This is a genomic window from Microbacterium sp. BWT-B31 (genome assembly GCF_041379855.1).
Lineage (GTDB): Bacteria > Actinomycetota > Actinomycetes > Actinomycetales > Microbacteriaceae > Microbacterium.
The window spans coordinates 201787-227288 of record NZ_JBFECU010000004.1; the positions used below are offsets into that span (position 1 = coordinate 201787).

Genomic DNA, 25502 nt, shown 5'->3' on the forward strand with positions numbered 1-25502 from the left:
GAGGTGGAAACACCTTTCGAATGAGGCACGCGCCAGAGCAGCGCTGCCTGAAGAGGGGGGTCGGCGAAAGCCTTCAGTGATTATAGGTCATCGATTCTGAGGGCAGAATCGAGGTGCGCCACTCCCAGGTGCTCGTATGCGGCCGGCGTCGCGATGCGGCCGCGCGGCGTGCGTCCCATGAAGCCGATCCGCACGAGGTACGGCTCGACGACCGACTCGATCGTGTCGGCTTCTTCCCCCACCGTCACCGAGAGCGTCGAGAGCCCCACCGGCCCCCCGCGGAAGCGGCGGATGACCGCGTCCAGCACGGCGCGGTCGAGCCGGTCCAGGCCGATCGCGTCGACGTCGTACAGCTCGAGCGCGGCCTGGACCGCGGCATCCGCAGCCCCTGCCCGCTCGCCGTGCACGATCAGGTAGTCGCGTACGCGCCGCAGCAGGCGGTTCGCGATGCGAGGCGTGCCGCGCGACCGGCGCGCGATCTCGGCGAAGGCGGACTGCGGCAGCTCGATGCCCAGCATGCCCGCCGAGCGCGAGATGACCCGCTCGAGGTCTTGCGGGTCGTAGTACTCGAGGTGAGCGGTGAAGCCGAAGCGGTCGCGCAGGGGGTTGGGCAGCAGCCCCGAGCGCGTCGTGGCGCCGACGAGGGTGAACGGAGCCAGGTCGAGGGGGATGCTCGTCGCACCCGCGCCCTTGCCGACCATGATGTCGATGCGGAAGTCCTCCATCGCGAGGTACAGCATCTCTTCGGCCGGGCGCGCCATGCGGTGCACCTCGTCGATGAACAGCACCTCGCCGGGGGTGAGGCTCGACAGCAGTGCCGCCAGGTCGCCCGCGTGCTGGATCGCCGGCCCGCTCGACATGCGCAGCGCGCGGCCGCTCTCGTGGGCGACGATCATCGCGAGCGTGGTCTTGCCGAGCCCTGGGGGGCCTGCGAGCAGGATGTGGTCGGGGGGCCGCTGCTGGATCCGCGCGGCGTCGAGCAGCAGCTGCAGCTGGCCGCGCACCTTCGGCTGCCCGACGAACTCGGCGAGCGACCCCGGCCGCAGCGCCCCTTCGATCGCGAGTTCGGTCTCGTCGACAGGCTCGGCCGCGTCGCGCAGGTCATCCACTGACAGGCTCCTTGCGTGCCGGGCCGAGCGCGGCCAGCGTGAGGCGCAGCAGCGCCTGCACCGACGCCCGGTCTGCCTCGGTGGCGTCGTCGGCGACGGATGCCACAGCCTCGACCGCCACCCGCTCGGACCAGCCGAGCCCGACCAGGGCCTGTGCGACCTGCGCGAAGACGGTGCTGTCCGGCGCGCCCGCCGGCTGGGCGCGACCCACCCGTGTCGGCGCGATCTTTCCGGCGAGCTGGACGACGATGAGCTTCGCGGTCTTCGGCCCGATGCCCGACACACGCCGGAACGGGGCGTCGTCGTCGCCCGTGACGGCGTCGGCGATCTGATCGACCGACAGCGCGGACAGCACGCCCAGCGCCGACTTCGGCCCGACGCCGGTGACCCCGATCAGCTGCGTGAAGACGACGAGCTCTTCGCGGGTCTCGAAGCCGAACAGCGACAGCGCGTCCTCGCGCACGACCAGGTTGGTGTGCAGGCGCAGGTCGTCGCCCAGGTGCGCCTGCCGCGCGAGCGCGGCGGGCACCGAGACGGTGAAGCCGACCCCGCCGACTTCGATGACGACATGCTCCGCGTCGGCATGGACGACGCGACCGTGCAGCGACGAGATCATGAAGCCACCCTACGAGACGGTTCGCAGATATGTTCGAGCGACACGCGAGCCGCTCGCGCGATCAGCGGCGCGCGCCGCGCTCGGCCTGCATCCACGCGCGCTGCGCGGGAGTGAGGGCGCCGGATGCGGCCGGGGTCGCGGCCCGCCCGGACCCGCGCCACGCGTGGCACAGGGCCAGAGCGAGGGCATCGGCGGCATCGGCCGGCTTGGGCAGCACGTCCAGGCGCAGCACCCGGGCGACCATCGCCTGCACCTGGCGTTTGTCGGCCGACCCATAGCCGGTGATCGCGGCCTTCACCTCGCTCGGCGTGTGGGTCGCCGCCGACAGCCCCGCCTCGGCCGCCACGAGCAGCGCGATCCCGCTCGCCTGGGCGGTGCCCATGACGCTGTGCCGGTTGCTCTGCGCGAAGACGCGCTCCACGGCCACGACGTGCGGCCGGTGCTCTCCGATCACCTCGCGGATCCCCGCGGCGATCACGGCGAGGCGCGTCTCGATCCGCTCATCCGGATGCGACCGGATCACGCCGACATGCACGAGGCGCGCCGAACGGTCCGGCTCCACGTCGACGACGCCCACGCCGCAGCGGGTGAGGCCGGGGTCGACGCCGAGAACGCGCAGCGAAGTCACTCCCTCACGCTACGGTCGCCGCGTCGCGGCATCCGCCAGGCGCGCCCGGCGCGAAGGCGCCCGGTCAGTCGTCCTCTTCGAGTTCGGCCTGCACCTCGGGGGTGAGGTCGAAGTTGCTGTAGACGTTCTGCACGTCGTCACTGTCTTCGAGGGCGTCGATGAGCCGGAACACCTTGCGGGCGGTGTCGGCGTCGACCTCGACCTTGAGGTTCGGCACGAACTCGACGTCGGCGGACTCGTAGTCGATGCCCGCGCTCTGCAGCGCCGAGCGGACCGTGACCAGGTCGGAGGCCTCGGTGATGACCTCGAAGCCCTGGGCGTGCGGGTCGACCTCTTCGGCGCCGGCCTCGAGGACTGCGAGCATCACGTCGTCCTCGCTGGTGCCCTCGCCACCCACGACGATGACTCCCTTGCGCGTGAAGTTGTACGAGACCGAGCCGGGATCGGCGAGCGTGCCGCCGTTGCGGGTGAGGGCGGTGCGCACCTCGGCGGCGGCCCGGTTCTTGTTGTCGGTCAGACACTCGATCAACAGGGCGACGCCGTTGGGGCCGTAGCCCTCGTACATGATCGACGCGTACTCGACGGACTCGCCGCCGATGCCCGCGCCGCGCTTGATCGCACGATCGATGTTGTCTTTCGGGACCGACGTCTTCTTCGCCTTCAGAACGGCGTCGAACAGCGTCGGGTTGCCGGCGAGATCCGGCCCGCCGAGCTTCGCGGCGACCTCGATGTTCTTGATGAGCTTGGCCCACGACTTGGCACGGCGCGCGTCGACGACGGCCTTCTTGTGCTTGGTCGTGGCCCATTTGGAGTGTCCGGACATGCGAACGATTCTAGATGAACGGATGCTCCGCCCCCGCGCCCGCGTGCGCCGATGCCAGGATGGACCGGTGACCACCGGGGACCCGCACGCCGCCTCGAACCGCATCCCGTGGGGGTCTTTGCCGCCGGCGGTCCGCGCACGGGTCGAGGACCGCGCCGGGGCGCGCGTGACGGACGCGGGGCTGGCGCCGGGCGGCTTCAGCGCCGGGTACGCGGGAATCGTGACCTTCGAGGGCGGGGAACGACTGTTCGTGAAGGCCGGCGACGGCGCCACGAACGCCGAGACCGCGCGCCTGCACCGGCGAGAGGCCGAAGTCACGGCGGGGTTGCCCGCGGGCATCGCGCCGCGCCTGACGTGGATGATCGAGCACGACGCGTGGGTGGTGATCTCGCTCGAGCCGATCGACGGACGCCACCCGGGCGCGCCGTGGACCGACGACGACCTGAGCGCGGTGCTCGCCGCGCAGGCGCGCCTGGCCGCGGCATCCGCACCGCCCGTGCTCGAGCCGCTCGCCCCCTCGATCGCCGAGATGCTCACCGGGTGGTCGCGTCTCATCGCCGAGGACCGCGTCGATATCGCGCCCGAATGGGTGCGCGGACGCGCCGCGGAGCTTGCGAACCTCGAGGGCGACGCCGTCGCCGCGGCGGCCGCAGGCGACGCGATCGTCCAACTCGACATGCGCAGCGACAACGTGCTCATCGAGCACGGCGCGGTGCGCCTCGTCGACTGGCCGCACGCGGGCCGCGGGGCGGACTGGCTCGACGTCGCGTTCTTCGCCCCGACCGTGCCGTTGGAGGGCGGCCCGCCGGCCGCGGAGGTCTTCGCCCGATCGCCCCTCGCAGACACGACGGCTCCCGACGATCTGCTCGCGATCGTGTCGGGATGGGCCGGGCGCCAGCTGTGGGCGTCCCGGCAGCCGGCCCCGCCGGGCATCCCGCACCTGCGCGCGTTCCAGGCCGCCCAGGCCGGCGCAACCCTCGACTGGCTCGGTGTGCTCCTCGCGAGCGGCTGAACCGGCCGCCGCTCAGCCGACGAGCTTCGCGAGCGTGCGCAGGCTGCGGTTGGTCGTGGTCGCCTTGAACCGCGACTTCGAGAGCACCTTCGCGAACGGGGTGTCGGTCGTGGTGCCTGTGCGCGGGTTCCAGTAGACGACGGCGATGTCGCGCGACGCGCGCGCGAAGACGACGCGGTCGGCATCCGTGTCGTCGAGCGATGCCGCCGCCTCGGCGAGTTCGCCGCGGGAGGCCTCGTCCGAGCAGAACACCACCCAGGGCTGACGCGTCGCGTCGCCCGCGTCGAAGGGGAACCGGTCGATCGCGGCCTGGAGCTCGCCTTGCGTGATCAGCACGATCCATGCCTCGTAGCCGAAACGCTCGCCCAGCGCCGACTCGATGCGACGCTTGAGGTGCGCGCGGTCTGCGGGCGCGGTGGCGGTCTGAAACCGTACGTTGCCGCTCGCGAGCACCGTGCGGACCCCGTCGAAGCCGAGTCCGCGGAAGACCTCTGCCAGTTCGGCGCTGCGGATCGCGGCGCCGCCGACGTTGACGCCGCGCAGGAGCGCGATCCACACGGACATGACCGCAGGCTACCGCGCGGACGCGAAGCCGAAGCGCGACGACAGTCGTCACCCGAGCAGTCCATCCCGCCCGCGCCGTGGCATCGGCGCGCCGGTCACACGGCGCGCACCGTGTCGAGGAACAGCTCGTGGAATCGGTGCTCACCGGTCACCTCGGGGTGGAAGGCCGAGCCGATCAGCGCACCAGCGCGCACGGCGACCACTCCCCCGGCGTCGAGCCGCGCGAGCACCTCGACGCCGTCGCCCACCTGCTCGACGAGGGGCGCCCGGATGAACACCGCGTGCACCGGCGCTTCGCCGAGCACCGGCACCGCGAGGTCGGTCTCGAACGAGTCCACCTGGCTGCCGAAGGCGTTGCGCCGGACGGTCACGTCGAGCCCGCCGAAGGTCTGCTGACCGTCGATCCCGTCCGTGATGCGATCGGCCAGCAGGATGAGCCCGGCGCACGTGCCGTACACCGGCAGGCCCGCCGCGATCGCGTCGCAGATCGGCTGGCGCATCCCGAAGGCGCGCGCCAGCTTGTCTATGACGCTCGACTCACCGCCCGGCAGCACGAGTCCGTCCACCGTCGCGAGCTCCTCGGGGCGCCGCACGAGGCAGACCTCCGCCCCGAGTCCCGACAGCACGCGCGCGTGCTCGCGCACGTCGCCCTGCAGCGCGAGCACTCCGACCCTGGGGTTACCAGCCACGCTCGGCGAGGCGGTGCGGTGCGGCGAGGTCGGCGACGTTGATGCCGACCATCGCCTCCCCGAGTCCGCGGGACACGTCGGCGATGACCTTGGCGTCGTCGTAGAAGGTGGTCGCCTTCACGATCGCGGCGGCGCGCTCGGCGGGGTTGCCCGACTTGAAGATGCCCGATCCGACGAAGACGCCGTCAGCGCCCAGCTGCATCATCATCGCGGCGTCCGCCGGCGTGGCGACGCCGCCGGCGACGAACAGCACGACGGGAAGCTTGCCGGTCGCGGCGACCTCGGAGACCAGCTCGTACGGCGCCTGCAGCTCTTTGGCCGCGACGTAAAGCTCGTCCTTCGTCATCGAGCGCAGAACATTGATCTCGCTCGTGATCTTGCGGATGTGCTTGGTGGCCTCAGAGACGTCGCCGGTTCCCGCCTCGCCCTTGGAGCGGATCATCGCGGCGCCCTCGTTGATGCGGCGGAGGGCCTCGCCGAGGTTGGTCGCGCCGCACACGAACGGCACGTCGAAACCCCACTTGTCGATGTGGTTGACGTAGTCCGCGGGCGAGAGCACCTCGGACTCGTCGATGTAGTCCACGCCGAGCTGCTGCAGCACCTGGGCCTCAACGAAGTGACCGATGCGGGCCTTCGCCATGACCGGGATCGACACCGAGGCGATGATGTCGTCGATGAGATCGGGGTCGCTCATGCGGGCGACGCCGCCCTGCGAACGGATGTCGGCCGGCACGCGCTCGAGCGCCATGACCGCCACGGCGCCCGCGTCCTCGGCGATCTTCGCCTGCTCGGCGGTGACGACGTCCATGATGACGCCGCCCTTGAGCATCTCTGCCAATCCGCGCTTGACGCGGCTCGTCCCGGTGTCGGTGATGGTCACGACGGGTCCTTTCGATGTGTGCGACGCACGATGACGGATCAATGCCCTCTTTGGCCTAGGCCAAAAGATAGCATGGACGCAACGTAGACTCGGAGGGCGATGAACGGCGACCCGAACCTCGAGATCGCAGGTCGCAGCGCGACCGAGATCGCCGAGAGCCTGCGCGCGCTCATCGATCGCGGCATCCTGAGTCCCGGCGACCCGCTCCCGCCCGTGCGCGCGCTCGCGACGCGGCTCGACGTCAACCGCAACACCGTCGTCGCGGCCTACCGGCTGCTCTCGCAGGCCGGCGTCGTCGTCAGCCGCGGTCGCGGCGGCACGCATGTCACCAGGCACTCCCCCGTGGCGCAGGAGGGGTTCGCACCTGACACCGTGCTGCGCGACATCGGCACCGGCAATCCCGACCCGGAGCTGATCCCCGATCCGTCGCGGGCGCTGTCGGCCGTCACCGGACGCCCCGTGCTGTACGGCGAGCCGGTGATCGACGTGGAGCTCGAGCGGTGGGCCCGCGAGTGGATGAGCGACGGGCTCGCGCCGGCGGCGTCGATGCGTCTTACGATCACGAGCGGCGCCGGCGACGCCGTGGAGCGCCTGCTCGCCCAGGCGCTCACGCGCGACGACGCCGTCGGGCTCGAAGACCCGTGCTTCCTGACGAGCATGCACACGGTGCGGGTGGGCGGCTACCGTCCGGTGCCGATCCCCGTCGACGAGGAGGGCATGTCCGTCGCGGGCCTGCGCGGCGCCCTCGACCACGGCGTGCGCGCCGTCATCTGCACGCCGCGGGCGCAGAATCCCACCGGTGCGAGCCTCAGCGCGCGGCGCGCGCAGCAGCTGCGCGATGTGCTGCGCGCCCACCCGTACGTGCTCGTGATCGAGGACGACCACTTCTCGGCGCTCTCGCGCCGCCCGTTCCACTCGATCATCGGGCCCGAGCATCACCGGTGGGCCCTGGTCCGGTCGGTCTCGAAGTTCCTCGGACCCGACATGTGCCTCGCGGTCGTGGCATCCGATCCCGACACCGCAGACCGGCTCGCGATGCGGCTCACCCCGGGCACCACGTGGGTGAGCCACCTGCTGCAGCGCCTGACCCTCGCGCTCATGACCGACCCCGCGATCGTCGGCGAGATCGACCAGGCGAGCCGGCACTACGCCGAGCGCAACGACGCCTTCGCGGCGCGGCTGGCCGAGCACGGCATCCCCGCCGCCCCCAGTGACGGTCTCAACCTGTGGGTCTCGCTCCCCGTCGCGGCGCGGCCGGTGGCCGAGAACCTGATGCGCCGGGGCTGGCTCGCGCGACCCGGCGACGAGTTCGTGCTCGCCGACGAGTCCGCGGCGACCCACCTGCGACTCACCGTGCACGACCTCGACGACGCCGACGCCGAACGTCTCGCGAGCGACCTCGCCGGCGCCGTGCGGGCCGCACGGGAACGGATGCCCGTCCGTGAAGTGGGATGATCGATCGGTGAAGATCCTCTCGATCCAGTCGGCGGTCGCATTCGGGCACGTCGGCAACTCCGCGGCCGTCTTCCCCCTCCAGCGCATCGGCGTCGAAGTGCTCCCGGTCTACACGGTCAACTTCTCCAACCACACCGGGTACGGCAAGTGGCGCGGACCCCTCATCAGCCCGGACGACGTGAGCGACGTCATCCGGGGAGTCGAGGAGCGCGGCGTCTTCCCCGAGATCGACGTCGTGCTCTCGGGCTATCAGGGCAGCGAAGGCATCGGCGACGTGATCCTCGACGCCGTCGCGCGCGTGAAGGCAGCGAACCCGAGCGCCGTGTACTCGTGCGACCCGGTGATGGGCAATGCGAAATCCGGATGCTTCGTCGCCCCCGCGATCCCCGTGCTGCTGCGCGACCGGGTCGTGCCCGCTGCCGACATCATCACCCCCAACCAGTTCGAGCTGGGCTACCTCACCAACACCGAGCCCGACACCCTCGAGTCCACGCTCGCTTCGGCCGACCTCGCGCGACTGACCGGACCGCGCACGGTGCTCGTCACGAGCGTCGAGCGCCCCGACCGCGACCCCGACACCCTCGAGATGCTCGCGGTCGACGACGCGGGGGCATGGATCGTGACCACTCCGCGCATCCCGATGAAGGCGAACGGATCCGGCGACGTCACCGCCGCTCTGTTCACGGCGCACTACCGGGCATCGGGCGACGCGGCCGACGCGCTTGCCCGCACCACCTCGAGCGTGTGGGACCTGCTGCAGCGCACGCACGAGTCGGGGCAGCGCGAATTGGCGCTCGTCGAGTCGCAGCAGGCGTATGCCCACCCGCGCATGCAGTTCGAGGTGCGGCAGGTGCGCTGAGGCTAGTCAGGCCAGGCGGATGCCACGGCCTCGCGCACCTCGCCGAGAAGCTGCGGCAGCGCCTTCGTGCGGGCGATGATCGGGAAGAAGTTCGCATCTGCGCCCCAGCGCGGCACGACGTGCTGATGCAGGTGCTCGTCGACGCCGGCTCCCGCCACCGCGCCCTGGTTCATGCCGATGTTGAATCCGTCGCACCGCGAGATCTGACGCAGCACCCGCATGCCGGCCTGCGTGATCGAGGCGATCTCGGTGACCTCTTCGTCGGTCGCCTGATCGTAGGTCGCCACGTGCCGGTACGGGCACACCAGCAGGTGACCGGAGTTGTACGGGAAGAGGTTCAGCAGCGCGTACGCGTGCTCACCGCGGTGCACGATCAGGCCGTCGGCATCCGACATTCCCGGAGCCGCGCAGAACGGGCACCCTTCGCCGCGCAGGACGTCGGCGCCGGCGTTGATGTACGCCATGCGGTGCGGCGTCCACAGCCGCTGGAACCCGTCGGGCACCCCGGCGAGCGTCGCCGCGTCGACGAGCCCGGCGATCTGCCCTTCGGGGGCCTGCGAGCCCGTCGACGCGTCGCTCACGCGAGGTCCTCTGCGGTGTCGACGAGAAGCTTGCGCTCGATGGCGCCGAGGATCAGAGCGATCGCGTCGTCGACCGGGACGCCGTTGGTCTGCGAGCCATCGCGGAAGCGGAACGAGACCGTGCCGCCGGAGCGGTCCTGCTCGCCGGCGATCAGCTGCAGCGGCACCTTCTGGGTGGTGTGCGTGCGGATCTTCTTCTGCATGCGGTCGTCGGAATGGTCAACCTCGGCGCGCACGCCGGCGGCGCGAAGCCGCCCGGCGATGTCGTCGAGATAGTCGGCGTACTCCTCGGCCACCGGAATGCCGACCACCTGCACGGGCGACAGCCACACCGGGAACGCCCCGGCGTAGTGCTCGAGCAGGATCGCGAAGAAGCGCTCGGCCGAGCCGAACAGAGCGCGGTGGATCATGACCGGGCGGTGCTTCTCGCCGTCGCTGCCGGTGTACTCCAGCTCGAACCGCTCGGGCAGGTTGAAGTCGAGCTGCACCGTCGACAGCTGCCAGGTGCGGCCGAGGGCATCCTTCGTCTTGAGGTCGATCTTGGGTCCGTAGAACGCGGCCTCGCCGGCGACCTCGGTGAGCTTGAGACCGGATGCCTGCGCGACGCGGCGCAGCGCGTCGGTCGCGACCGCCCAGTGCTCCTCGTCGCCGATCCACTTGTCCTTCTCGTCGTCGCGCATCGACAGCTCGAGCTCGAACTCGGTGAGGCCGAAGTCGCGCAGCATCGACAGCACGAAGTCGAGGACCTTCTCGACCTCCTCCTCGAGCTGCTCGGGGGTGACGAAGAGGTGCGAGTCGTCCTGGGTGAACCCGCGCACGCGGGTCAGGCCGTGCAGCGCCCCCGACAGCTCGTACCGGTACACTGTGCCGTTCTCGTAGAGCCGCATGGGCAGGTCGCGGTAGCTGCGCGCGCGCTCCTTGTAGATCAGGATGTGCATCGGGCAGTTCATCGGCTTGAGGTAGTAGTCCACCCCGGCCTTGGTGATCTCGCCGTCATCGCCGCGCTCCTCGTCGAGGTGGATGGGCGGGAACATCCCCTCCTTGTAGGTGACGAGGTGGTTCGAGGTGACGAACAGGTCGCGCTTGGTGATGTGCGGCGTGTAGACGTAGGTGTAGCCGCCCTCGCGGTGACGCCCCAGCGCGTGCTGCTCCATCTGCTGACGGATGATGCCGCCGCGCGGGTGCCACACCGACAGGCCCGAGCCGATCTCATCCGGGAACGAGAACAGGTCGAGCTCCTTGCCGAGCTTGCGATGGTCGCGCTTGGCGGCCTCTTCGAGACGTGCCTGGTACGCGCGCAGCTCGTCTTTGCTGGGCCACGCGGTGCCGTAGATGCGCTGCAGCTGCGGGTTCTTCTCGCTGCCGCGCCAGTACGCGCCGGCGACACGGGTGAGGTCCCAGCCGTTGCCGATCACGCGGGTGCTCGGTGCATGAGGGCCACGGCACAGGTCTTTCCAGACCGTCTGGCCGTCGCGGCCGACGTTGTCGTAGATGGTGAGCTCTCCCGCGCCCACCTCGACCGAGGCGCCCTCGGTCTTATCGGCGCCGCCGCCCTTGAGCCCGATGAGCTCGAGCTTGAACGGCTCGGAGGCCAGCTCGGCGCGCGCCTCGTCGTCGGTGACGACCCGGCGCACGAAGCGCTGGCCCTCGCGGACGATACGCTCCATCTCTTTCTTGATCGCCTTCAGGTCGTCGGGGGTGAAGGGCTCGTCGACGCCGAAGTCGTAGTAGAAGCCGTCGGTGATCGGCGGCCCGATGCCGAGGTTGGCCTGCGGCTTGATGCGCTGGACGGCCTGCGCGAGCACATGGGCGGTGGAATGGCGCAGGATGCCGAGCCCGTCAGGGCTCTCGATGGTCACGGGCTCGACGACATCGGTCGCCTCGACACGCGTCGCGAGGTCTTTCAGCTCGCCGTTGACACGCAGGGCGATCACGGAACGATCAGGGAACAGGGCGAAGCCGTCGGCGGGGAAGGGCACGTCCGACGGGATGACGTTGTCGGTCACAGGGGACTCTCCAGGTGGGTGGATCGGATCATGGCACTCAGCTTCGGACGCATCGGCGCCCTGCCCGCTCAGGCCTGAAACGTTCGCTCACCGATGACCGCGACCGCGATCGCGTGCGTGCCCCGGCGACATTCCATGCGTCGAGTCTAGCCCTGCCCGCCCCCGCGCCCGGTGGCGGGATCGAGTCGGGGCGAGTCATCCCGTTCCCTCGCGGCCCCCTCGGCAATATGCTGAATCGTCGCCGCGGGGAGTCGGGGCCGGCCAGGGCGACGGGGAAACGCACGGCCGATCCCAGGGGGTTCGCATGAGCGGCAGCCAGAACGCCATCACCACGACGACGGGCCGCGAGCGCCGGGCGCTGCGCTGCGGCGAGCCCGAGATCCATGAGTTCGCGGCCGAGGACGGCGTCGGGCTGCGGCTCACGCGCTTCCGCGGCGGCGACAGGGGTCCGGTGATCCTCTCGCCCGGATTCGGCACGTCGTCGATCGCGTACACGATCGACACGACCGACACGAACTTTCCCGAGTTCCTCTACGAGCGCGGCTATGACGTGTGGGTGTTCGACTATCGGGCCAGCCCCCTGCTGCCCTCCGGCTCGACCCAATTCACACTCGACGACATCGCCCGCTACGACTACCCCGCCGCCGTCGAGACGGTGCGTGCGACGACGGGGGCTGCGGACGTGCAGATCGTCGCGCACTGCGTCGGGTCGCTCACGATGCTGATGGCGCTGAGCCTCGGGCTCGAAGGGGTGCGGTCGGCCGTGGCATCCCAGCTCACGCTGCATCCGCGCGCGGGCACGCTCAACGAGCTGCGGGCCGGGATCTATGCCGGAAACCTCATCTCGGCGCTCGGCGTCGACGCCCTCACGACCGAGTTCGACGACGAGCCATCCCTGTTCGAGCGGCTCTACGACAAGGCGCTGGCGCTGTACCCCGCCGGTGACGAGCCGTGCGATCGCCCGTTCTGCCGCCGTGTGATGTTCATGTACGGCGAGGTGTACGAGCACGACAACCTCAACGACGCGACCCACGACCACCTCGACGAGGCGTTCGGGGTCGCGAACATGACGACGCTGCGGCACATCACGCGCATCCTGCGCGAAGACCACGCGGTCAGCTACGACGGCGATCACGACTACCTCGACGGCGCCGACAACATGCGGGTGCCCATCGCGTTCCTGCACGGCGTCGAGAACCGACTGTTCCTGCCCGAGGGAAGCGCCCTCACGTACGAATGGCTCCGAGAGCAGAACGGGCCCGAGCTGTACTCGCGCCACGTGGTGCCCGGCTACGCGCACATGGACTGCTTCATCGGAAAGGATGCCGCGCGCGATGTCTACCCGCTGATCGCCGCGCAGCTCGACCAGCACAACCCGAACGAGTGAGGACTGCGGAATGAGCAGCAGCGTCGACCCCGCCACGACCGCCACGACCGAGTCCGCGCGCGCGCACCCCGCGCTCGCCGACCTCGCGCAGTACCCGTTGCTGTCCGCGCTCACCGAACGCCGCACGCGGCGCATCCCGCGCGGCTTCTCGGTCAACGCGGGGCCGCTCAGCCACCAGACCGCGAACGCGCCCGCGCCGCTGTCGAAGCTCGAGGAGGCGATCCTGGTCACGACGGTCACGGGCATCACGGGTGTCACGACGCACGACGGCCCGCTCATCGAGAACAACGGGCTGCCCGAGCTCGGGACGCCCTTCCTCAACATCATGGCCCGCACCGGGTCGAGCGCCGACAACGCGCAGGCCACGCATTTCTTCATGATCAACGACGACGGGATCTTCCTGCTGCGGGCGCCGCGCGGCACGCGGGCGCTCGAGGTGCTCAAGGACCTCCCGCCGAAGTGGGGCGACTGGAGCGAAGCGGACTGGATCGCCGCCGCCGACGAGTGCATCGTGCGCGTGTCGGACCGGCGCCTGGACTTCCCTCGCGAGTGGCCCTATTACCTCGGCTGGAACAACCAGGCCTCCAACGTCGCGGGCACCACGGTGTTCTTCCCGGTGGTGGACTGCACCTGGCAGTACATCAACGCGATCCTGATCCTGCTCACCGAGCCCGGCGGCATGCGGCCGCTGTTCCTGGACGACTGGCGCACGTTCCACCCGAAGAACGCGGTGGAGTGGATCGCGAAGATCGGCAGCGGCCTCGGGATCACACCGAAGATCCCGTACCACCCGATCGGCGGGCTCGATCGCGTGCGCAGCAAGTACGTGAGCGCCGAGAGCCAGGCGCCCCTCGGCTTCGCCCACACGATGCGCACCGACTACGAGGCGCACTTCTACTTCCAGAACCTCATGCTGATGGGGCAGGCGCTGGGCCTGGGCGGGTGGATCCACGGCGCTGTCTTCCCGCCGTACATCTGGCAGCAGGACGACGCGAAGGGCTGGCACGGGCTCGGCTTCCGCCTGCAGGAGCCCAAGAAGCACCGCAAGTGGCCGCCGGTCCCCGCCTCGCAGGCCAACCCGATCGGGATCGACGGGATCCTCGAGGGACTCACACCTCCGTACGTGTCGTCGATGGACGAAGCGGTCGAGCGTGTCATCGAGGCCAAGTACGGCGCATCCGGAGCCGCATACGGCAACGACGACGTCTTCTCGCGCCCGTATCGCAACCGCGACGACGCCCGCGCGTTCATCGAGAAGGGCACGCGGTTCGGCCCCGACGAGATCGCGTACACGAAGGAGATCTGCAACTACATCTGGGACACGTACGGGCGCTTCCCCGCGCACGTCGACGCGTTCTACACGCCCGGCATGTGGCTGCAGTTCTCGCACCTCGAGCTGGAGTACTACGACCGCTTCTTCGACCCCGCGCAGTACACGCGCCAGGCCGGGCACGACGCGCTCTGGCACCGGTAGCGGGCGGCTCTCACAGGTTCTTCGTGAAGAACTCCACGAGTTCGTCGGTGTTCGTGCTGATGTACTGGTAGCCGCTGTAGCGCTCGGTCGACGGGTAGCGGATGACCCCCGCCGAGTTGGGCGTGACCGCCGACATGTGCTCGACGTCCTGCATCTGGCCCCACTGGTCGCCGGTGCCCTGCACGTACTGCACCACGGTGTCGCCGAGCCCCCGCGCCGGGATCGACGGATCGTGGCTATTCGGCAGCGGCGCGCGCCGGAACCAGTAGACGATGTTGAGCATCTGCGCGAACAGCGGCCCGAGCGGGCCGAACTCGGTGCGCGCCATGTTGCGGCTGAAGATCGAGACCTTGGTCGGCTGGATGGCGACCAGCGCGCGGATCGGCTGGCACTCCGCCGTGCCGTAGAGCACTGTGCTGCCGCCCGCCGACATGCCGATCGCGCCGATGCGCTCGGGGTCCACGTCAGGCCGTGTGCGCAGGTATCGCACCGCGCCGACGTAGTCGTTCTTCTCGCGCATGCCGTAGGTGAGCGGCAGACGGTCGCCGCTTTCGCCGTGGCTCGCCAGGTCGAACATGAGCACGTTCAAGCCGGCGTCGTGGAGCGCCTTGGTGGGTGGCAGATGATCGACGGTGCGATCGCGCCACGGCACGCGGCCGGCGACGTTCCCGAGCCGGTTCCACGGCCACCCGTGCACCCAGACGACGGTCGGCGCGCGCTTCACCCCGGCGGGGATGAACCACCCCCGCAGGCCGATCCCGTCGGTCGACGGGAACGACACGTCCTCGTAGTCGAGGCCGACCTCGGCAGGGGTGCGGTCGACGGGCTGGCGCAGCCCGTTCATCATCACGCCGGCGAATCGGAACAGGTTGGGCATGGCATCGGTCCTTCACACCGCGGTCTGCACGGGCGCGTGCTGGTGGAATCTCACGACCAGGCCGCTCTCGGGCAGCGGGAACAGCTCGTTCGAGAGGGTCAGGTCCTGCTCGGGCAGCGTCCACGTCGCCTGCCGCAGAAGCAGCGTGAGGTACATCTTCACCGCGATCGTCACGATGTTCTCACCGGGGCAGCGGTGGTGGGTGGCCTGCCCGTCGCCGTGCGGGACGTAGCTCCCCGGCGCGAGCGCAGCCTCGGCGGCCGGCTCGAACCGATCGGGGTCGAATCGTTCGGGATCGTCGAACACGTCGGCGTTGCGCATCGTGATGTGGATCGCGCCCATCGCGCCCCACCCGGCCGGGATGAGGTATCCGCCGATCTGCATCGGTTCGGTGAGGCGTCCGAAGAAGGTCGCGGAGTTCATCGCGAAGTACCGGCGCAGCTCTTTCGAGATCTGCTCGAGATACTCCATCTGCTCGATCTGGTCCATCGTGAGCGGTCCCGCAGGCGCGATCCGCTCGACCTCCTCGCGCGCCTTCGCGACGATCTCGGGGTGCTGGCCGAGCGCCATCGTGACGAGCGTGAACGGCACGAAATAGCCGCCCTGGCTCGCGAACAGCAGATGCCGGATGTCGCCGCCGAGCTCGGCGGCGCCCACACCCGACTCGTCGGCGGCGTCGAGCATGCGCGACACGATGTCGTCGTAGTGGCCGCTCTGGTGCCGGGCGATGGCCTCGTCGACGATCCTCGTGAGGCGCTTGTGCGCCTTTCTCGCCCGCGCGTAGGGCGTGCCGGGGATCGCGAACGGGAGCGACTGGAACCCTGCGCGGATGTCGGCGCCGGCCTGGTAGAGCTCGGCCGCACCCTGCTCGCTCTGGTCGCCCGTGTACAGCGCGCCACCGAGCCGCGCGGCGAACATCTGCAGGTCGGGCAGCACGGGCGCCTCGCCCCCGCGCTGCATCCACGAGTCGACCATCGTCTGGATGAGCGCCTGCATGCGCGGCAGGTACGCCTCGATCGCCGACCGGTACCCGACCGCGCGCAGCATCACGGCCTTGCGCAGGTGGTGGTCGGTGCCGTCGATCAGCGCGAGCGAGCCGGCGAAGAGCTGCTCTACCGAGATCGGATCCGACGAGCCGCGCACGATGCGCGGGTCTGTCGCGAACAGATGGAACGCCTCGTGCCCGGAGCACACCACGAAGTCGATGCCGAACAGCCGCGTCTTGAACACCGGCCCGTACTTGGCCGCGCGATCCTTGTAGAACCCGTGGTTGCTGCGCAGGAGCGCGAGCGACTCCCCCAGCCACGGCAGGCCGAGGCGGCCGGGCGGGGTCTGCTTCTCACGGCTCATGGGGTCTCCTGGTCGGTGTGCGGTGCGGCGTCGTGCGGCACGTCGGTGTGCGGTGGGGAGGAGTTCGGGGCGGGTCGCGGCATCCGCATCACGATCTCGCCGCGGCGGTCGCCTCGGCCGCCGTCTTCGCCGTCACGAGGTTCCAGGGCGCGAACGCGTTCGGGACGCCCTCGAGCGCGGGCCGCAGGTCGGGGTAGTGCCGCAGCAGCACGGTGTTCATGGTGCTGTCGGCGATCCACTGCAGCCCGACCTTGGTGTAGTACTCCTCGGTGAAGCAGTCCGTGATGTAGCGGTCGCTCTTCAGGCGCCGAGACGCCATCAGGATGAACACGCGAAACGCGGTGTCGCTGAACCCGAAGCCCTTCGGCGGCGTTTCGGCGTGCATCCCGACTTGAAGGTCGACGCGCTCGATGTCGCCCCCGTAGATCTCGCGCAGCTCCCGCGCCCACACGGGATTGTCGGTGAGCTCCTCGAACGTCGCGGGCACGGTGAGGTGCAGCAGACGCCGGAACTGGCAGTAGCGCGGCACGCCGCGCTCACGGTCGCGGGCGATGTCGAGCGCCGCGATGTCGAGGCGCAGCCCGTCGGGCAGGGTGATGTCCTGCATCCAACTCGGGAAGTTGTGCAGCTGCACCGCACCCGGATGCTGCACCCCGAACGAATACCAGAGGTCGTGGGTCTTCACGCCCTCGGTGAGCACGCGCTGGGCGTTGCGGAGGATGATCTCCTGGAACTCCATCGTGTCAAGCACGCTCCCGTCGGCGAGCGCGTGCACGTCGAGCCGGTCCGGCAGCAGCGGGTGCAGGCGGTAGACGGCGGCGAACTCCTCGGTGAGCTGGTACGGCGCGCCGTGGTGGTCGAAAGCCGACCCCGGGATGCCGCTGATCACCTCGCTGCGGGAGACCCGCCCGAATCGCCGGTGGATGCGCTCGCCCGCGAGCCCCCACCAGTTCGCGCGCATCGCGGTCTTCATCACCGGGTGGGCGATGATCGCGGGCGTCCACTCCACGGTGTGGATCTTCGCGATGAGCGCCGACACGACCAGCTGGGCGGTGCCGAACAGCTCGTCGTCGGTCATGTCCGGGTACTGCTTCTTGAGCGCGTCGCACACGGCGTTGTGCTCGAGGGTGAACAGGGTGTGGAGCATCCCGAGCCCCACCCACCAGTTCTCGCTGAAGCCCGTCAGCGCGACGCCGGACTCGGGGTCGAGCGGCAGGTGCCCGTCCTTCAGCACCAGCTTGCCGTCCACGCCGCTGCGGACGCGGTCGCGGCGCTCCTGCGAGCTGCCGTAGATCGCCGAGGCGTCCCACCAGTGCGACTGGCTGTTGAGGTAGGTCGGCGGGAGCGCGGCATCGGCCTCGACGCGCGTGTCGTCGCGCTTGGTGCGCGGGATCCGCATCGGCGTCTCGAACCAGGTGTCGCCCTCGGCCACGGGCACCTCGAGGAACTCGGCGTCCTCACGCTCGTGGGCGAACCAGTCATGCGTCTGGAACTGAATCCACGATGCCGCGAGCAGGTTCAGCGAGGTCGCGGGAATGAACTGCTCCCGGCGCATCAGCCGCTGGCTCACCAGCCGAGGGCTCGGTGTCATGAGCGACTCACCGTCTTCGGGCCACGCGTTGTCGAGGGGCACGTTGCGGGCGAACCGGGTACCGGCCCGGCCCATGTCGGGGTCGCTCAGATCGTTGTACGAGCCGTCCGGCGAACGGAAGCGGCGCTCGCCGGGCGGCGCGGTGGCGAGGGTCACACCGGGGGTGCGCGTCGAATCGCCCGGCGTGCGGGTGTCGTGCAGGTTGTCCTCGCGCAGTTGCTCACGCAGCGCGATGAGGTTGAACAGCCCGAACAGGAACGGCAGCCGGTGCCACGGCGTCTTGCGATTGACGCGCGCGTAGAAGCTGCGCAGCGCGCGGTCGAAGAAAGACGTTCTGCTCACTGCCTGCTCCTTAGCCGAGCGCTCCCCAGTGGTCCTGCCCGAATCATAGTGACGCCGCCGTGCGGCGACCATCACCAATGTGCGAGCGCGAATGCCGTCGCTCATGCATTGCAGACCGGCACCCCGCTCACTACGGTGAGAACCGGTGGGACCGGCAGGTCTGGGGGCTGCGGCATCCTCCCGCCCGCCGTGTTCCGTCGTCGTGCCGCTGCTGTCCGCCGTCGTCCTGAGCCGTCGCCTCACCCCTCAGGGAGGTACCGTCGATGTTCCGCACCCCCGCGTTCCGAGTCCGCTCCGGGGCGTCCTGACATGCCGCACGTGAACGAGCACGTCGACGCCGTCGTCGTCGGATCCGGGTTCGGGGCATCCGTCTCGGCCTACCGGCTCGCCGAGGCCGGCCGCTCGGTCGTGCTGCTCGAACGCGGCCGGGCGTACCCTCCGGGAAGCTTCGCCCGCACCCCGTACGACATGAGCCGGGCGTTCTGGGAGCCCAAGGACGAGCTGTTCGGCCTGTTCGACGTGCGCTCGTTCCGCAAGCTCGAAGGCATCGTGTCGGCGGGTCTCGGCGGCGGTTCCCTCATCTACGCGAACGTGCTGCTGCGCAAGGACGAGCGCTGGTTCGTGCACGACTCCCCCCTGCCGGGCGGCGGCTACGAGAACTGGCCGATCGGGCGCGACGACCTGGACCGCCACTACGACGCCGCCGAGCAGATGCTCACCCCGGTGCCCAACCCCTACCCGAACCTGCCCAAGTCCAGGGCGCTGCGCGAGGCCGCCGAGCAGCTCGGGCTCGAGTCGTTCGCACCGCCCCTGGCCGTGTCGTTCTCGACCCGCCCGGGCGCCGCACCGCAGCAGAAGCAGGTGATCGAAGAGGCGCCGTACGGCAACATCCACGGCATTCCGCGTCTCACCTGCCGGCTCATCGGCGAATGCGACCTCGGCTGCAACGAAGGCGCGAAGAACACCCTCGACCACACCTACCTCTCGGCCGCCGCCCACCATGGCGCGGACCTGCGCACCAACGCGGAGGTGACCTCGATCGCCCCGCACCCGCGCGGAGGCTACGAGGTGCGCTACACGAAGTACGCGTCGATCCCCGACTCGGCCGGGCACTACGAGCGCACCGAGCGCGTGATCACGTGCGGTCAGGTGTTCCTCGGGGCGGGCACCTTCGGCACGACGGCGCTGCTGCTGCGCAACCGCGTGAACCTCCCCGCCCTCGGCCGCGCGGTGGGCATGCGCTTCAGCGGCAACGGCGACCTGCTCACCTTCTGCGTCGGCGGACGCACCTCGCGCGCCTCTGGCCCGGTGCGCCTGATCGACCCCAACCGCGGCCCGGTGATCACCACCGCGATCCGCCGCCCCGACGGCGTCGACGAGGAGGGCGCCGGCCGCGGCTACTACGTGCAGGAGGCCGGCTTCCCCGAGTTCGCGAACTGGCTGGTCGAGGCCGCGCAGGTCACCTCCTCGGTGCGCCGTGCGGCCAACGTCGTGTCGCAGATCGTCGCCCACCGCCTCGCGCGCCGCAACGAGTCGACCATCTCGGGCGAGCTCTCCAAGCTCATCGGCGAGGGACGGCTGACTGCGACATCGCTGCCGCTGCTCGGAATGGGCCGCGACACCCCCGACGGGCGCATCATGCTCACCGACGGCGAACTCGACGTCGAGTGGAGCACGGCGACGAGCAAGGAGTACTTCGACGCCATGCGCGCCACCATGAAGGACATCAGCGAGAAGCTCGACGGACGCTTCCGCGACAACCCCCTGTGGTGGACGAAGCGGGTCGTGACGGTGCATCCGCTCGGCGGTGCGCCCATGGGACGCCACGTGCACGAAGGCGTCGTCGACAGCTGGAACGAGTCCTTCGGGCATCCGGATCTGTTCGTCGTCGACGGCTCGGCGGTGCCGGGTCCGGTCGGCCCCAACCCCTCGCTCACGATCGCTGCGATGGCAGACCGCGCCGTCGAGCACGCACTCGAACGCGCCAAGCCCGTACGCCGTCGCGCGCCTCGCGCGACGGACGAGAAGACGGCCGCCCCCGCCCCCGATCCGACGCCGGGACGCGGCATGGAGTTCACCGAGCAGATGAAGGGCTTCTTCACCCTCGGTGAGAGCGACCCCGCCGCGGGGTTCCGGCTCGGACGCCAGCTCTCGCACAGCTTCCGGTTCCGGCTCACGATCACCGCGCCCGACGTGCAGACCTTCGCCGAGCGCCCCGACCACACCGCGACGGCGGAGGGGTACGTGCACTGCGACCTGCTCGGTGGCGAGCTGCCGGTGAGCCGGGGCTGGGCGAACCTGTTCGTCGCCGCAGACCAGGCCGGAACCCGCGAGATGCAGTACCGCCTGTGGTTCAGCGACCTCACCGGATCACCACTCACGATGTACGGGTTCAAGACCGTGCGCGACGATCCGGGGCTCGACATCTGGCGCGACACGTCGACGCTCTACATCACGCTCATGCGCGGGCACATCCCGCCTGGGGCCTCGGGCGAACCGCTCGGCGCCGGCATCCTCCGCATCCTCCCCCTCGACTTCGCACGGCAGATCACGACCTTCCGCGGGGCGCACGCCGGCGGTGTCGGTTCGATCGCCCGGTTCGGCGGGTTCTTCATGAAGTCGGTGATCGACGCGTACCTCGCCCCCGCACGCCGCGCGCCCGTCGACGCGAGTCCCACCGCCCACCTGGACGACCCGAAGGCGGATGCCCGCTCACACGCGCCGATCGGAACGGGCGCGTGACTGCCGCCCCGCCGCCCGTCCGCCGGCACCACGACGAGCCGGTGTTCTTCCGCGCGGACGACGGCGTCGCCCTCACCCTCGTCCGTGTGGTCGCCGACACGTCGGCGACCAAAGGCCCCGTTCTGCTGGTGCACGGCGCCGGCATGCGCGCGGAGTCGTTCCGTCCGCCGCACGTCGTGTCGATCGTCGACGCGCTCATCGACGATGGATGGGACGTCTGGATGCTGAACTGGCGCGGCTCGATCGACCTCGACCCGCGCCCGTGGACCCTCGACGACGTCGCCGGGCACGACATCCCCTCCGCGGTGCGGCAGATCGTCGAGAGCACCGGCGCCGCGAAGCTGAAGATCGTCGCGCACTGCCAGGGCGCGGTGGCCGCCAGCATGGCCGCGGTCGCGGGGCTCATCCCCGAGGTCGATGTGATCGTCGCAAGCGGCGCATCGCTGCATCCGATCCTCCCCCGCCTGTCCCGAGTCAAGCTGCACGCACTGCGCCCGATCATGCAAGGCGGCGTGCCGTACATCGACGTGGCGTGGGGCGACGGCCCCGAGCACGGGGTCGCCCGGGTGACGCGCAACGCGGTGCGACTGTGGCACGCGGAGTGCCGGAATCCCAGCTGCAACATGGCGAGCTTCGCCCTCGGGGCGGGGCATCCGGCGCTCTGGCGGCACGAGAACCTGAACGGCGAGACGCACGAGTGGCTCGGCCGCGAGTTCGGCAAGATCCCGTTCAGCTTCTATGCGCAGCTGGCCGCATCGGACCGCGCCGGCCAGATCGTGTCGATCCACAACGGCAACGGCCTCCCCCGGCGCTTCGCCGACGGCGCGCCGAAGACCGCCGCACGCTTCGCGCTGTTCGCGGGCAGCGAGAGCCGCGCGTTCCTGCCCGAGTCGCTGAAGACGACGTTCGACTACCTCGAGCGGCATCATCCCGGGCACAACACGCTGCATATGATCCACGGCTACCGCTACACCGACCTGTTCATCGGTCGCCACGCGCATCAGGACGTCTTTCCGCTGATCCTCCAAGAGCTGAACAGCTGACGGATGCCTCGGCCCGACGCATACTCACCGGGCCGAGCCCGCCCGTCACAGGTGCTTGAGCGCCTCACGCCTGCTGAGCCCGCTCATCGGGTGCGCCGCGACGTAGTCGCGCACCCAGTCCGGAGCCGTGCGCGCATAGTCGCGCAGCGCCCAGCCGATCGCCTTGCGGATGAAGAACTCGCTGTCGCCCAGGTTCGGCTCGATCACGTCGGCGAGCAGGACGGGGTCGGTGCGCTCCCGGCGCCCGAGCTGCGCGATGATCGCCACCCGCCGAATCCAGAAGTCCGGATCGACGCTCCACCCGCGCACCAGCGCAGCTGCCGGGAGCGGATCGGCCTCCAGCAGATCGACGATGCGGTGGGCCAGCTCATCGGTGAAATCCCACCACTGTCCGGTTCTGACCACGTGTTCGATGATCGGCACGATCGCGGGGTCCGCCTTCAGCGGCGGTGCGGCGAGCACGGCCAGCGCCGCGTAGCGCTCTTCGCGATGGGATGCCTCGTCCCACAGTTCGAGCGCGAGATCACGCAGTGCTGCGGCATCCGTCTGGCCCTTCGTCTCTCGCTTGGCGATCGCACGCGCCTCGGGAACGCGCACCCCGAGGAACGGCATCGCGGACTTCATGTAGGCCTGCGCGCCCGCCGCCCGGGACGGATCGGCCGCCGCGCGCAGCTCGGCGCGGATGCGGTCGGCGACCTCGCTCATGCGTTCACGGTAGCCCCGACTCGTGCCGTGTCGAGCAGATGACCGCACTCGCAGGCACAAGCGGTGTCAGGATCGCGATAGGAGGATGAACCGGAGTCACGACGTTGCGGCACACGCCGCGTCGACTTCCTGTGTGCAGATCGTCTCGACCGGATGAAAGGAAACACCATGGCCACGTATGAGGATCTCTCTGGCAAAGCCGCTCTGATCACAGGCGGTGCCGGCGGGCTGGGTGTCGCGGCCGCAGCCGCGCTGCTCGCACAGGGCGCACGCGTCGCGATCGTCGACATCTCGGCGGACGCGCTCGCCGCCGCAGTGGAATCGCTCGGCGCGAGTGAGCGCGTGATCGCGATCACGGCCGACATCAGCGATGAGCAGGATGTGAAGCGCTACGTCGACGAGACCGTCGCCGCGTTCGGCCGCATCGACGTGTTCTTCAACAACGCGGGCGTGGAGGGGAAGGTCGCACCGCTGGTCGATCAGGCCGTCGCAGACTTCGATCGCGTGATCGCGATCAACGTCCGCGGCTCTTGGCTCGGCCTGCACTACGTGCTTCCAGTGATGTACGCCCAGGGGTCGGGAAGTGTCATCAACACCTCGTCGATCGGCGGGCTGTCGGCGGGTCCGCTGCCCGTCTCGCCCTACGTCACATCGAAGTTCGCGATCACGGGCCTCACTCGCATCGCCGCGCAGGAATCGGCAGCGAAGGGTGTGCGTGTGAACTCGATCCACCCTTCGCCCGTCACCACGCGCATGATGGATTCGCTCGAAGAAGGCGCGGGGGTGCCCCGCGAGGCCATCGCCTCATCCATCCCCCTGGGCCGGTACGCCGCGCCCGAGGACGTCGCCGAACTCGTGCTGTTCCTCGCATCCGACGCCTCGTCCTTCATCACGGGATCGCAGTACCGCATCGACGGGGGCATGCTCAGCTGAGTCGGGTCTCCGCGAAGCAGAAAACTCCCGGATCTCCGGGGGTTTCAGGTGGTGCGCGAAGTAGTGCCGCCTAAAGTGGTGTAGCCCTCGGTAGCCGGCTTCGTCTCTCACGTGGAGCCTGAGTGTGTCGGCGCTCGGCCCAATCAAGTGAGCATCGGCGCTCTGTCACCGAGCCAATACTCGATCCCACGTTCGGGAACCTTGCTGTCGTCGTTGGCGTAGATCAGGTCACGAGACACCTGAACATCAAGCTTTCGCGTCGACGGCTCGTAGTACACCCGGTACTCGGTCGGCCGGGACACACCTGCAGCATCGAACTGCCGCTCTGCCGCCTGAAGGTCCTCGAACTGGAATCGATGCACGCTGCGGATGCGAGCAATTGTTGTGTCGGTCCCTTCCACGTCGCTCGGATACAGGACACGACCGTTCTGTTCAAAGAAGATCTCGGGATACACCGAACCGAGTTCAGAAGAGACATAGATGTAGAGCGCCGAAACGTTCGGAGCAGCGGCCACATACTCGAGACCCAGCGAAACCCAGCTCGATACGAGGTCGTGGATGATTTCCTGCTCGCTCATACTCACATTCGCTCCAAACCTTCGCTACTGCGTGAAGAATCGGTCAATTGGTTTTCCGTTCACCACGGACTGAACGTCGAAACGTGTCGGTCGGCCCGATGCATCCGTTGTGATGCGCACGTCCACGCTAACCTCACCCGGAGGGGTCCTGCCTAGCGCCTCAGCCCACACGTTCTCGAGGCCCTTGTAATGCCTCAAGTTCACGTCCGAGAACTGGCTCACCAGGTTGTCGAGCAGTGGCGATCCGCCGAACCGGTCGGCGGCCAGGTGCCCGGCGTGGTCGCCCGGCAGTTTGCCCGGGGTGTTCGGGTCATGCCGCAGGCGACCCTCGTGCTCCTTCAGCTGGAGCTCCTCGGCGTAGAAGCGGTCGATATGCCCGTTCTCGTCGGTGTGGTAGAGGTACTCGTGCTCGCCCGTCTGATACCAGGTGTTCGACTGCAAGGTGCCGTCCGGATTGATGTGCGACCCGTCACGCACCACCGGGAGTCCGTCGAGGTCGGCCTGCGACAGCGGCCGCCAACCCTCCGGCGACGCACTGTCACCGAGCCGGCTCGGCGCGTCGACCGCGAGCCCATCGTGCGTATCGGCTCCGGTGCCGGACTGCCAGTCGTTGCCGCCTGCTGACTCGCTGCCGCCAGTCGCGGCAGCTGACCTGCTGGCCCCCTCGCCGTGGTCGCCACCGCCACCGCCGCCTGTCGTCGTGTCGGGGTCGTGCACGGCTGTGGTGTCGCCCGACCCGCCGGTGTCGGTGCGGACCGGGCCGTCGTGGACGATGGTGTTCACCGCGCCGTGGCCGGTCTGGCCGCGGCCGCCGCCGGCGGTGACGAGTTCGGGTTCGCGGACGGGCGCGTGGGTGGCGGCATCCGTTCCGCCACCGGCGTTGCGGAGGGCGGCGTCGAACGAGGCGGCGGGGGTCTCGATGCGGCCGCCCGGGAAGTCGAAGACGTTGTTCCCCGCGGCGTCGACGTGCACGGTGACGGTGTTCAGGTCGGTGCCGAAGTCGTCGAGGAGGTTCATGGCGTGGGTGGTGTCGGTCGCGGCATGCACCTCGAGGTGAGGCACGTCGAGCTTGCCGGCGGTATTGAGGCCGCTGATGAGGTTGTCGAGCGAACCGAGCCCGGTGGAGGCCAGGCGCAGGGATCCGTTCACGGCCCACGCGCCGGGGTCGATGAGGTCGACCACGCGGGCCATCTTGGAGAGCACGGATGCCGCGGTGCCCGCGGTCTTGACGCTGGTGACCGCCGCGCCGGCGGGGATG

23 protein-coding genes are annotated in these 25502 nt (G+C 69.6%); 8 read left to right on the forward strand and 15 right to left on the reverse strand.

Going from position 1 to position 25502, the window contains the following annotated elements:
- Positions 1-80: 80 nt before the first annotated feature.
- The 4 genes from ruvB to AB1K54_RS06870 all read right to left on the reverse strand — a co-directional run bounded on the left by ruvB (position 81) and on the right by AB1K54_RS06870 (position 3176).
- Positions 81-1109: a Holliday junction branch migration DNA helicase RuvB gene (gene ruvB, locus AB1K54_RS06855; RefSeq protein ID WP_371201986.1), complete on the reverse strand. Its 1029-nt coding sequence runs from the start codon at positions 1107-1109 to the stop codon at positions 81-83.
- The gene (gene ruvA / locus AB1K54_RS06860; RefSeq protein WP_371201987.1) at positions 1102-1725 is read right to left on the reverse strand and encodes a Holliday junction branch migration protein RuvA; all 624 of its coding nucleotides are present in this window, start codon (positions 1723-1725) and stop codon (positions 1102-1104) included. Before ruvA ends, ruvB begins: the two co-directional genes overlap by 8 nt.
- Before the next feature lie 61 nt (positions 1726-1786).
- The gene (gene ruvC, locus AB1K54_RS06865) at positions 1787-2353 is read right to left on the reverse strand and encodes a crossover junction endodeoxyribonuclease RuvC (protein WP_371201988.1); all 567 of its coding nucleotides are present in this window, start codon (positions 2351-2353) and stop codon (positions 1787-1789) included.
- Between the two features lie 64 nt (positions 2354-2417).
- Positions 2418-3176: a YebC/PmpR family DNA-binding transcriptional regulator gene (locus tag AB1K54_RS06870; RefSeq protein ID WP_371201989.1), complete on the reverse strand. Its 759-nt coding sequence runs from the start codon at positions 3174-3176 to the stop codon at positions 2418-2420.
- Positions 3177-3243: 67 nt separating this feature from the next.
- On the opposite strand from AB1K54_RS06870, the gene AB1K54_RS06875 reads away from it, so the two are divergent.
- Complete coding sequence (locus AB1K54_RS06875) at positions 3244-4188, forward strand: aminoglycoside phosphotransferase family protein (protein WP_371201990.1); 945 nt, start codon at positions 3244-3246, stop codon at positions 4186-4188.
- Positions 4189-4200: 12 nt separating this feature from the next.
- On the opposite strand, the gene AB1K54_RS06880 is transcribed toward AB1K54_RS06875, so the two are convergent.
- From AB1K54_RS06880 to pdxS, 3 genes are all read right to left on the reverse strand, one after another.
- Positions 4201-4752: a DUF1697 domain-containing protein gene (locus tag AB1K54_RS06880; protein WP_371201991.1), complete on the reverse strand. Its 552-nt coding sequence runs from the start codon at positions 4750-4752 to the stop codon at positions 4201-4203.
- 95 nt (positions 4753-4847) lie between these two features.
- On the reverse strand, positions 4848-5441 hold the full coding sequence (pdxT, locus tag AB1K54_RS06885) for a pyridoxal 5'-phosphate synthase glutaminase subunit PdxT (protein WP_371201992.1): 594 nt from the start codon (positions 5439-5441) through the stop codon (positions 4848-4850).
- Entirely contained in the window at positions 5431-6321 is an 891-nt protein-coding gene (gene pdxS / locus AB1K54_RS06890) for a pyridoxal 5'-phosphate synthase lyase subunit PdxS (protein ID WP_371201993.1), read from the reverse strand. The genes pdxT and pdxS overlap by 11 nt, the downstream gene beginning before the upstream one ends.
- Positions 6322-6420: 99 nt before the next feature.
- Here pdxS and AB1K54_RS06895 point away from each other — a divergent pair, with 99 nt between their 5' ends.
- Together AB1K54_RS06895 and pdxY are read left to right on the forward strand one after the other, a co-directional pair.
- Positions 6421-7776: an aminotransferase class I/II-fold pyridoxal phosphate-dependent enzyme gene (locus AB1K54_RS06895; RefSeq protein ID WP_371201994.1), complete on the forward strand. Its 1356-nt coding sequence runs from the start codon at positions 6421-6423 to the stop codon at positions 7774-7776.
- 7 nt (positions 7777-7783) lie between these two features.
- Positions 7784-8635 (forward strand): pyridoxal kinase PdxY, encoded by an 852-nt coding sequence (gene pdxY, locus AB1K54_RS06900; protein WP_371201995.1) that lies wholly within the window; start codon positions 7784-7786, stop codon positions 8633-8635.
- A gap of 2 nt (positions 8636-8637) precedes the next feature.
- On the opposite strand, the gene AB1K54_RS06905 is transcribed toward pdxY, so the two are convergent.
- Together AB1K54_RS06905 and thrS are read right to left on the reverse strand one after the other, a co-directional pair.
- On the reverse strand, positions 8638-9216 hold the full coding sequence (locus AB1K54_RS06905) for an HIT domain-containing protein (RefSeq protein ID WP_371201996.1): 579 nt from the start codon (positions 9214-9216) through the stop codon (positions 8638-8640).
- A complete protein-coding gene (thrS, locus tag AB1K54_RS06910; RefSeq protein ID WP_371201997.1) occupies positions 9213-11222 on the reverse strand; it encodes a threonine--tRNA ligase in 2010 nt (669 codons plus the stop codon). The genes AB1K54_RS06905 and thrS overlap by 4 nt, the downstream gene beginning before the upstream one ends.
- A 304-nt stretch (positions 11223-11526) precedes the next feature.
- Between thrS and AB1K54_RS06915 the strand changes: the two genes are divergently transcribed.
- Together AB1K54_RS06915 and AB1K54_RS06920 are read left to right on the forward strand one after the other, a co-directional pair.
- The gene (locus AB1K54_RS06915; protein ID WP_371201998.1) at positions 11527-12609 is read left to right on the forward strand and encodes an alpha/beta fold hydrolase; all 1083 of its coding nucleotides are present in this window, start codon (positions 11527-11529) and stop codon (positions 12607-12609) included.
- A 10-nt stretch (positions 12610-12619) separates the two neighbouring features.
- Positions 12620-14083: a hypothetical protein gene (locus AB1K54_RS06920; protein WP_371201999.1), complete on the forward strand. Its 1464-nt coding sequence runs from the start codon at positions 12620-12622 to the stop codon at positions 14081-14083.
- 10 nt (positions 14084-14093) lie between these two features.
- Here the strand turns inward: AB1K54_RS06920 and AB1K54_RS06925 are convergent, their stop codons facing one another.
- The 3 genes from AB1K54_RS06925 to AB1K54_RS06935 form a co-directional block, all read right to left on the reverse strand.
- Entirely contained in the window at positions 14094-14960 is an 867-nt protein-coding gene (locus AB1K54_RS06925) for an alpha/beta hydrolase (protein WP_371202000.1), read from the reverse strand.
- A 12-nt stretch (positions 14961-14972) separates the two neighbouring features.
- Positions 14973-16310 (reverse strand): cytochrome P450, encoded by a 1338-nt coding sequence (locus AB1K54_RS06930; protein WP_371202001.1) that lies wholly within the window; start codon positions 16308-16310, stop codon positions 14973-14975.
- 88 nt (positions 16311-16398) lie between these two features.
- Positions 16399-18243, reverse strand: a complete 1845-nt coding sequence (locus AB1K54_RS06935) for a peroxidase family protein (protein WP_371202002.1) — start codon at positions 18241-18243, stop codon at positions 16399-16401.
- A 309-nt stretch (positions 18244-18552) separates the two neighbouring features.
- Between AB1K54_RS06935 and AB1K54_RS06940 the strand changes: the two genes are divergently transcribed.
- The gene (locus tag AB1K54_RS06940; RefSeq protein WP_371202003.1) at positions 18553-20985 is read left to right on the forward strand and encodes a GMC oxidoreductase; all 2433 of its coding nucleotides are present in this window, start codon (positions 18553-18555) and stop codon (positions 20983-20985) included.
- Positions 20982-22028 carry an esterase/lipase family protein gene (locus tag AB1K54_RS06945; protein ID WP_371202004.1) on the forward strand — a complete coding sequence of 349 codons (1047 nt, stop codon included), beginning with the start codon at positions 20982-20984 and terminating at the stop codon, positions 22026-22028. Before AB1K54_RS06940 ends, AB1K54_RS06945 begins: the two co-directional genes overlap by 4 nt.
- Positions 22029-22073: 45 nt before the next feature.
- On the opposite strand, the gene AB1K54_RS06950 is transcribed toward AB1K54_RS06945, so the two are convergent.
- Positions 22074-22733: a DNA alkylation repair protein gene (locus tag AB1K54_RS06950; protein WP_371202005.1), complete on the reverse strand. Its 660-nt coding sequence runs from the start codon at positions 22731-22733 to the stop codon at positions 22074-22076.
- A gap of 168 nt (positions 22734-22901) precedes the next feature.
- On the opposite strand from AB1K54_RS06950, the gene AB1K54_RS06955 reads away from it, so the two are divergent.
- Positions 22902-23666, forward strand: coding sequence for an SDR family NAD(P)-dependent oxidoreductase (locus AB1K54_RS06955; protein WP_371202006.1), 765 nt, complete (start codon positions 22902-22904; stop codon positions 23664-23666).
- Between the two features lie 143 nt (positions 23667-23809).
- Here the strand turns inward: AB1K54_RS06955 and AB1K54_RS06960 are convergent, their stop codons facing one another.
- Together AB1K54_RS06960 and AB1K54_RS06965 are read right to left on the reverse strand one after the other, a co-directional pair.
- On the reverse strand, positions 23810-24244 hold the full coding sequence (locus AB1K54_RS06960; RefSeq protein ID WP_371202007.1) for a hypothetical protein: 435 nt from the start codon (positions 24242-24244) through the stop codon (positions 23810-23812).
- Positions 24245-24268: 24 nt separating this feature from the next.
- Positions 24269-25502, reverse strand: a 1234-nt coding sequence (locus tag AB1K54_RS06965; RefSeq protein WP_371202008.1) for a DNA/RNA non-specific endonuclease, incomplete at its 5' end; no start/stop codon positions are given.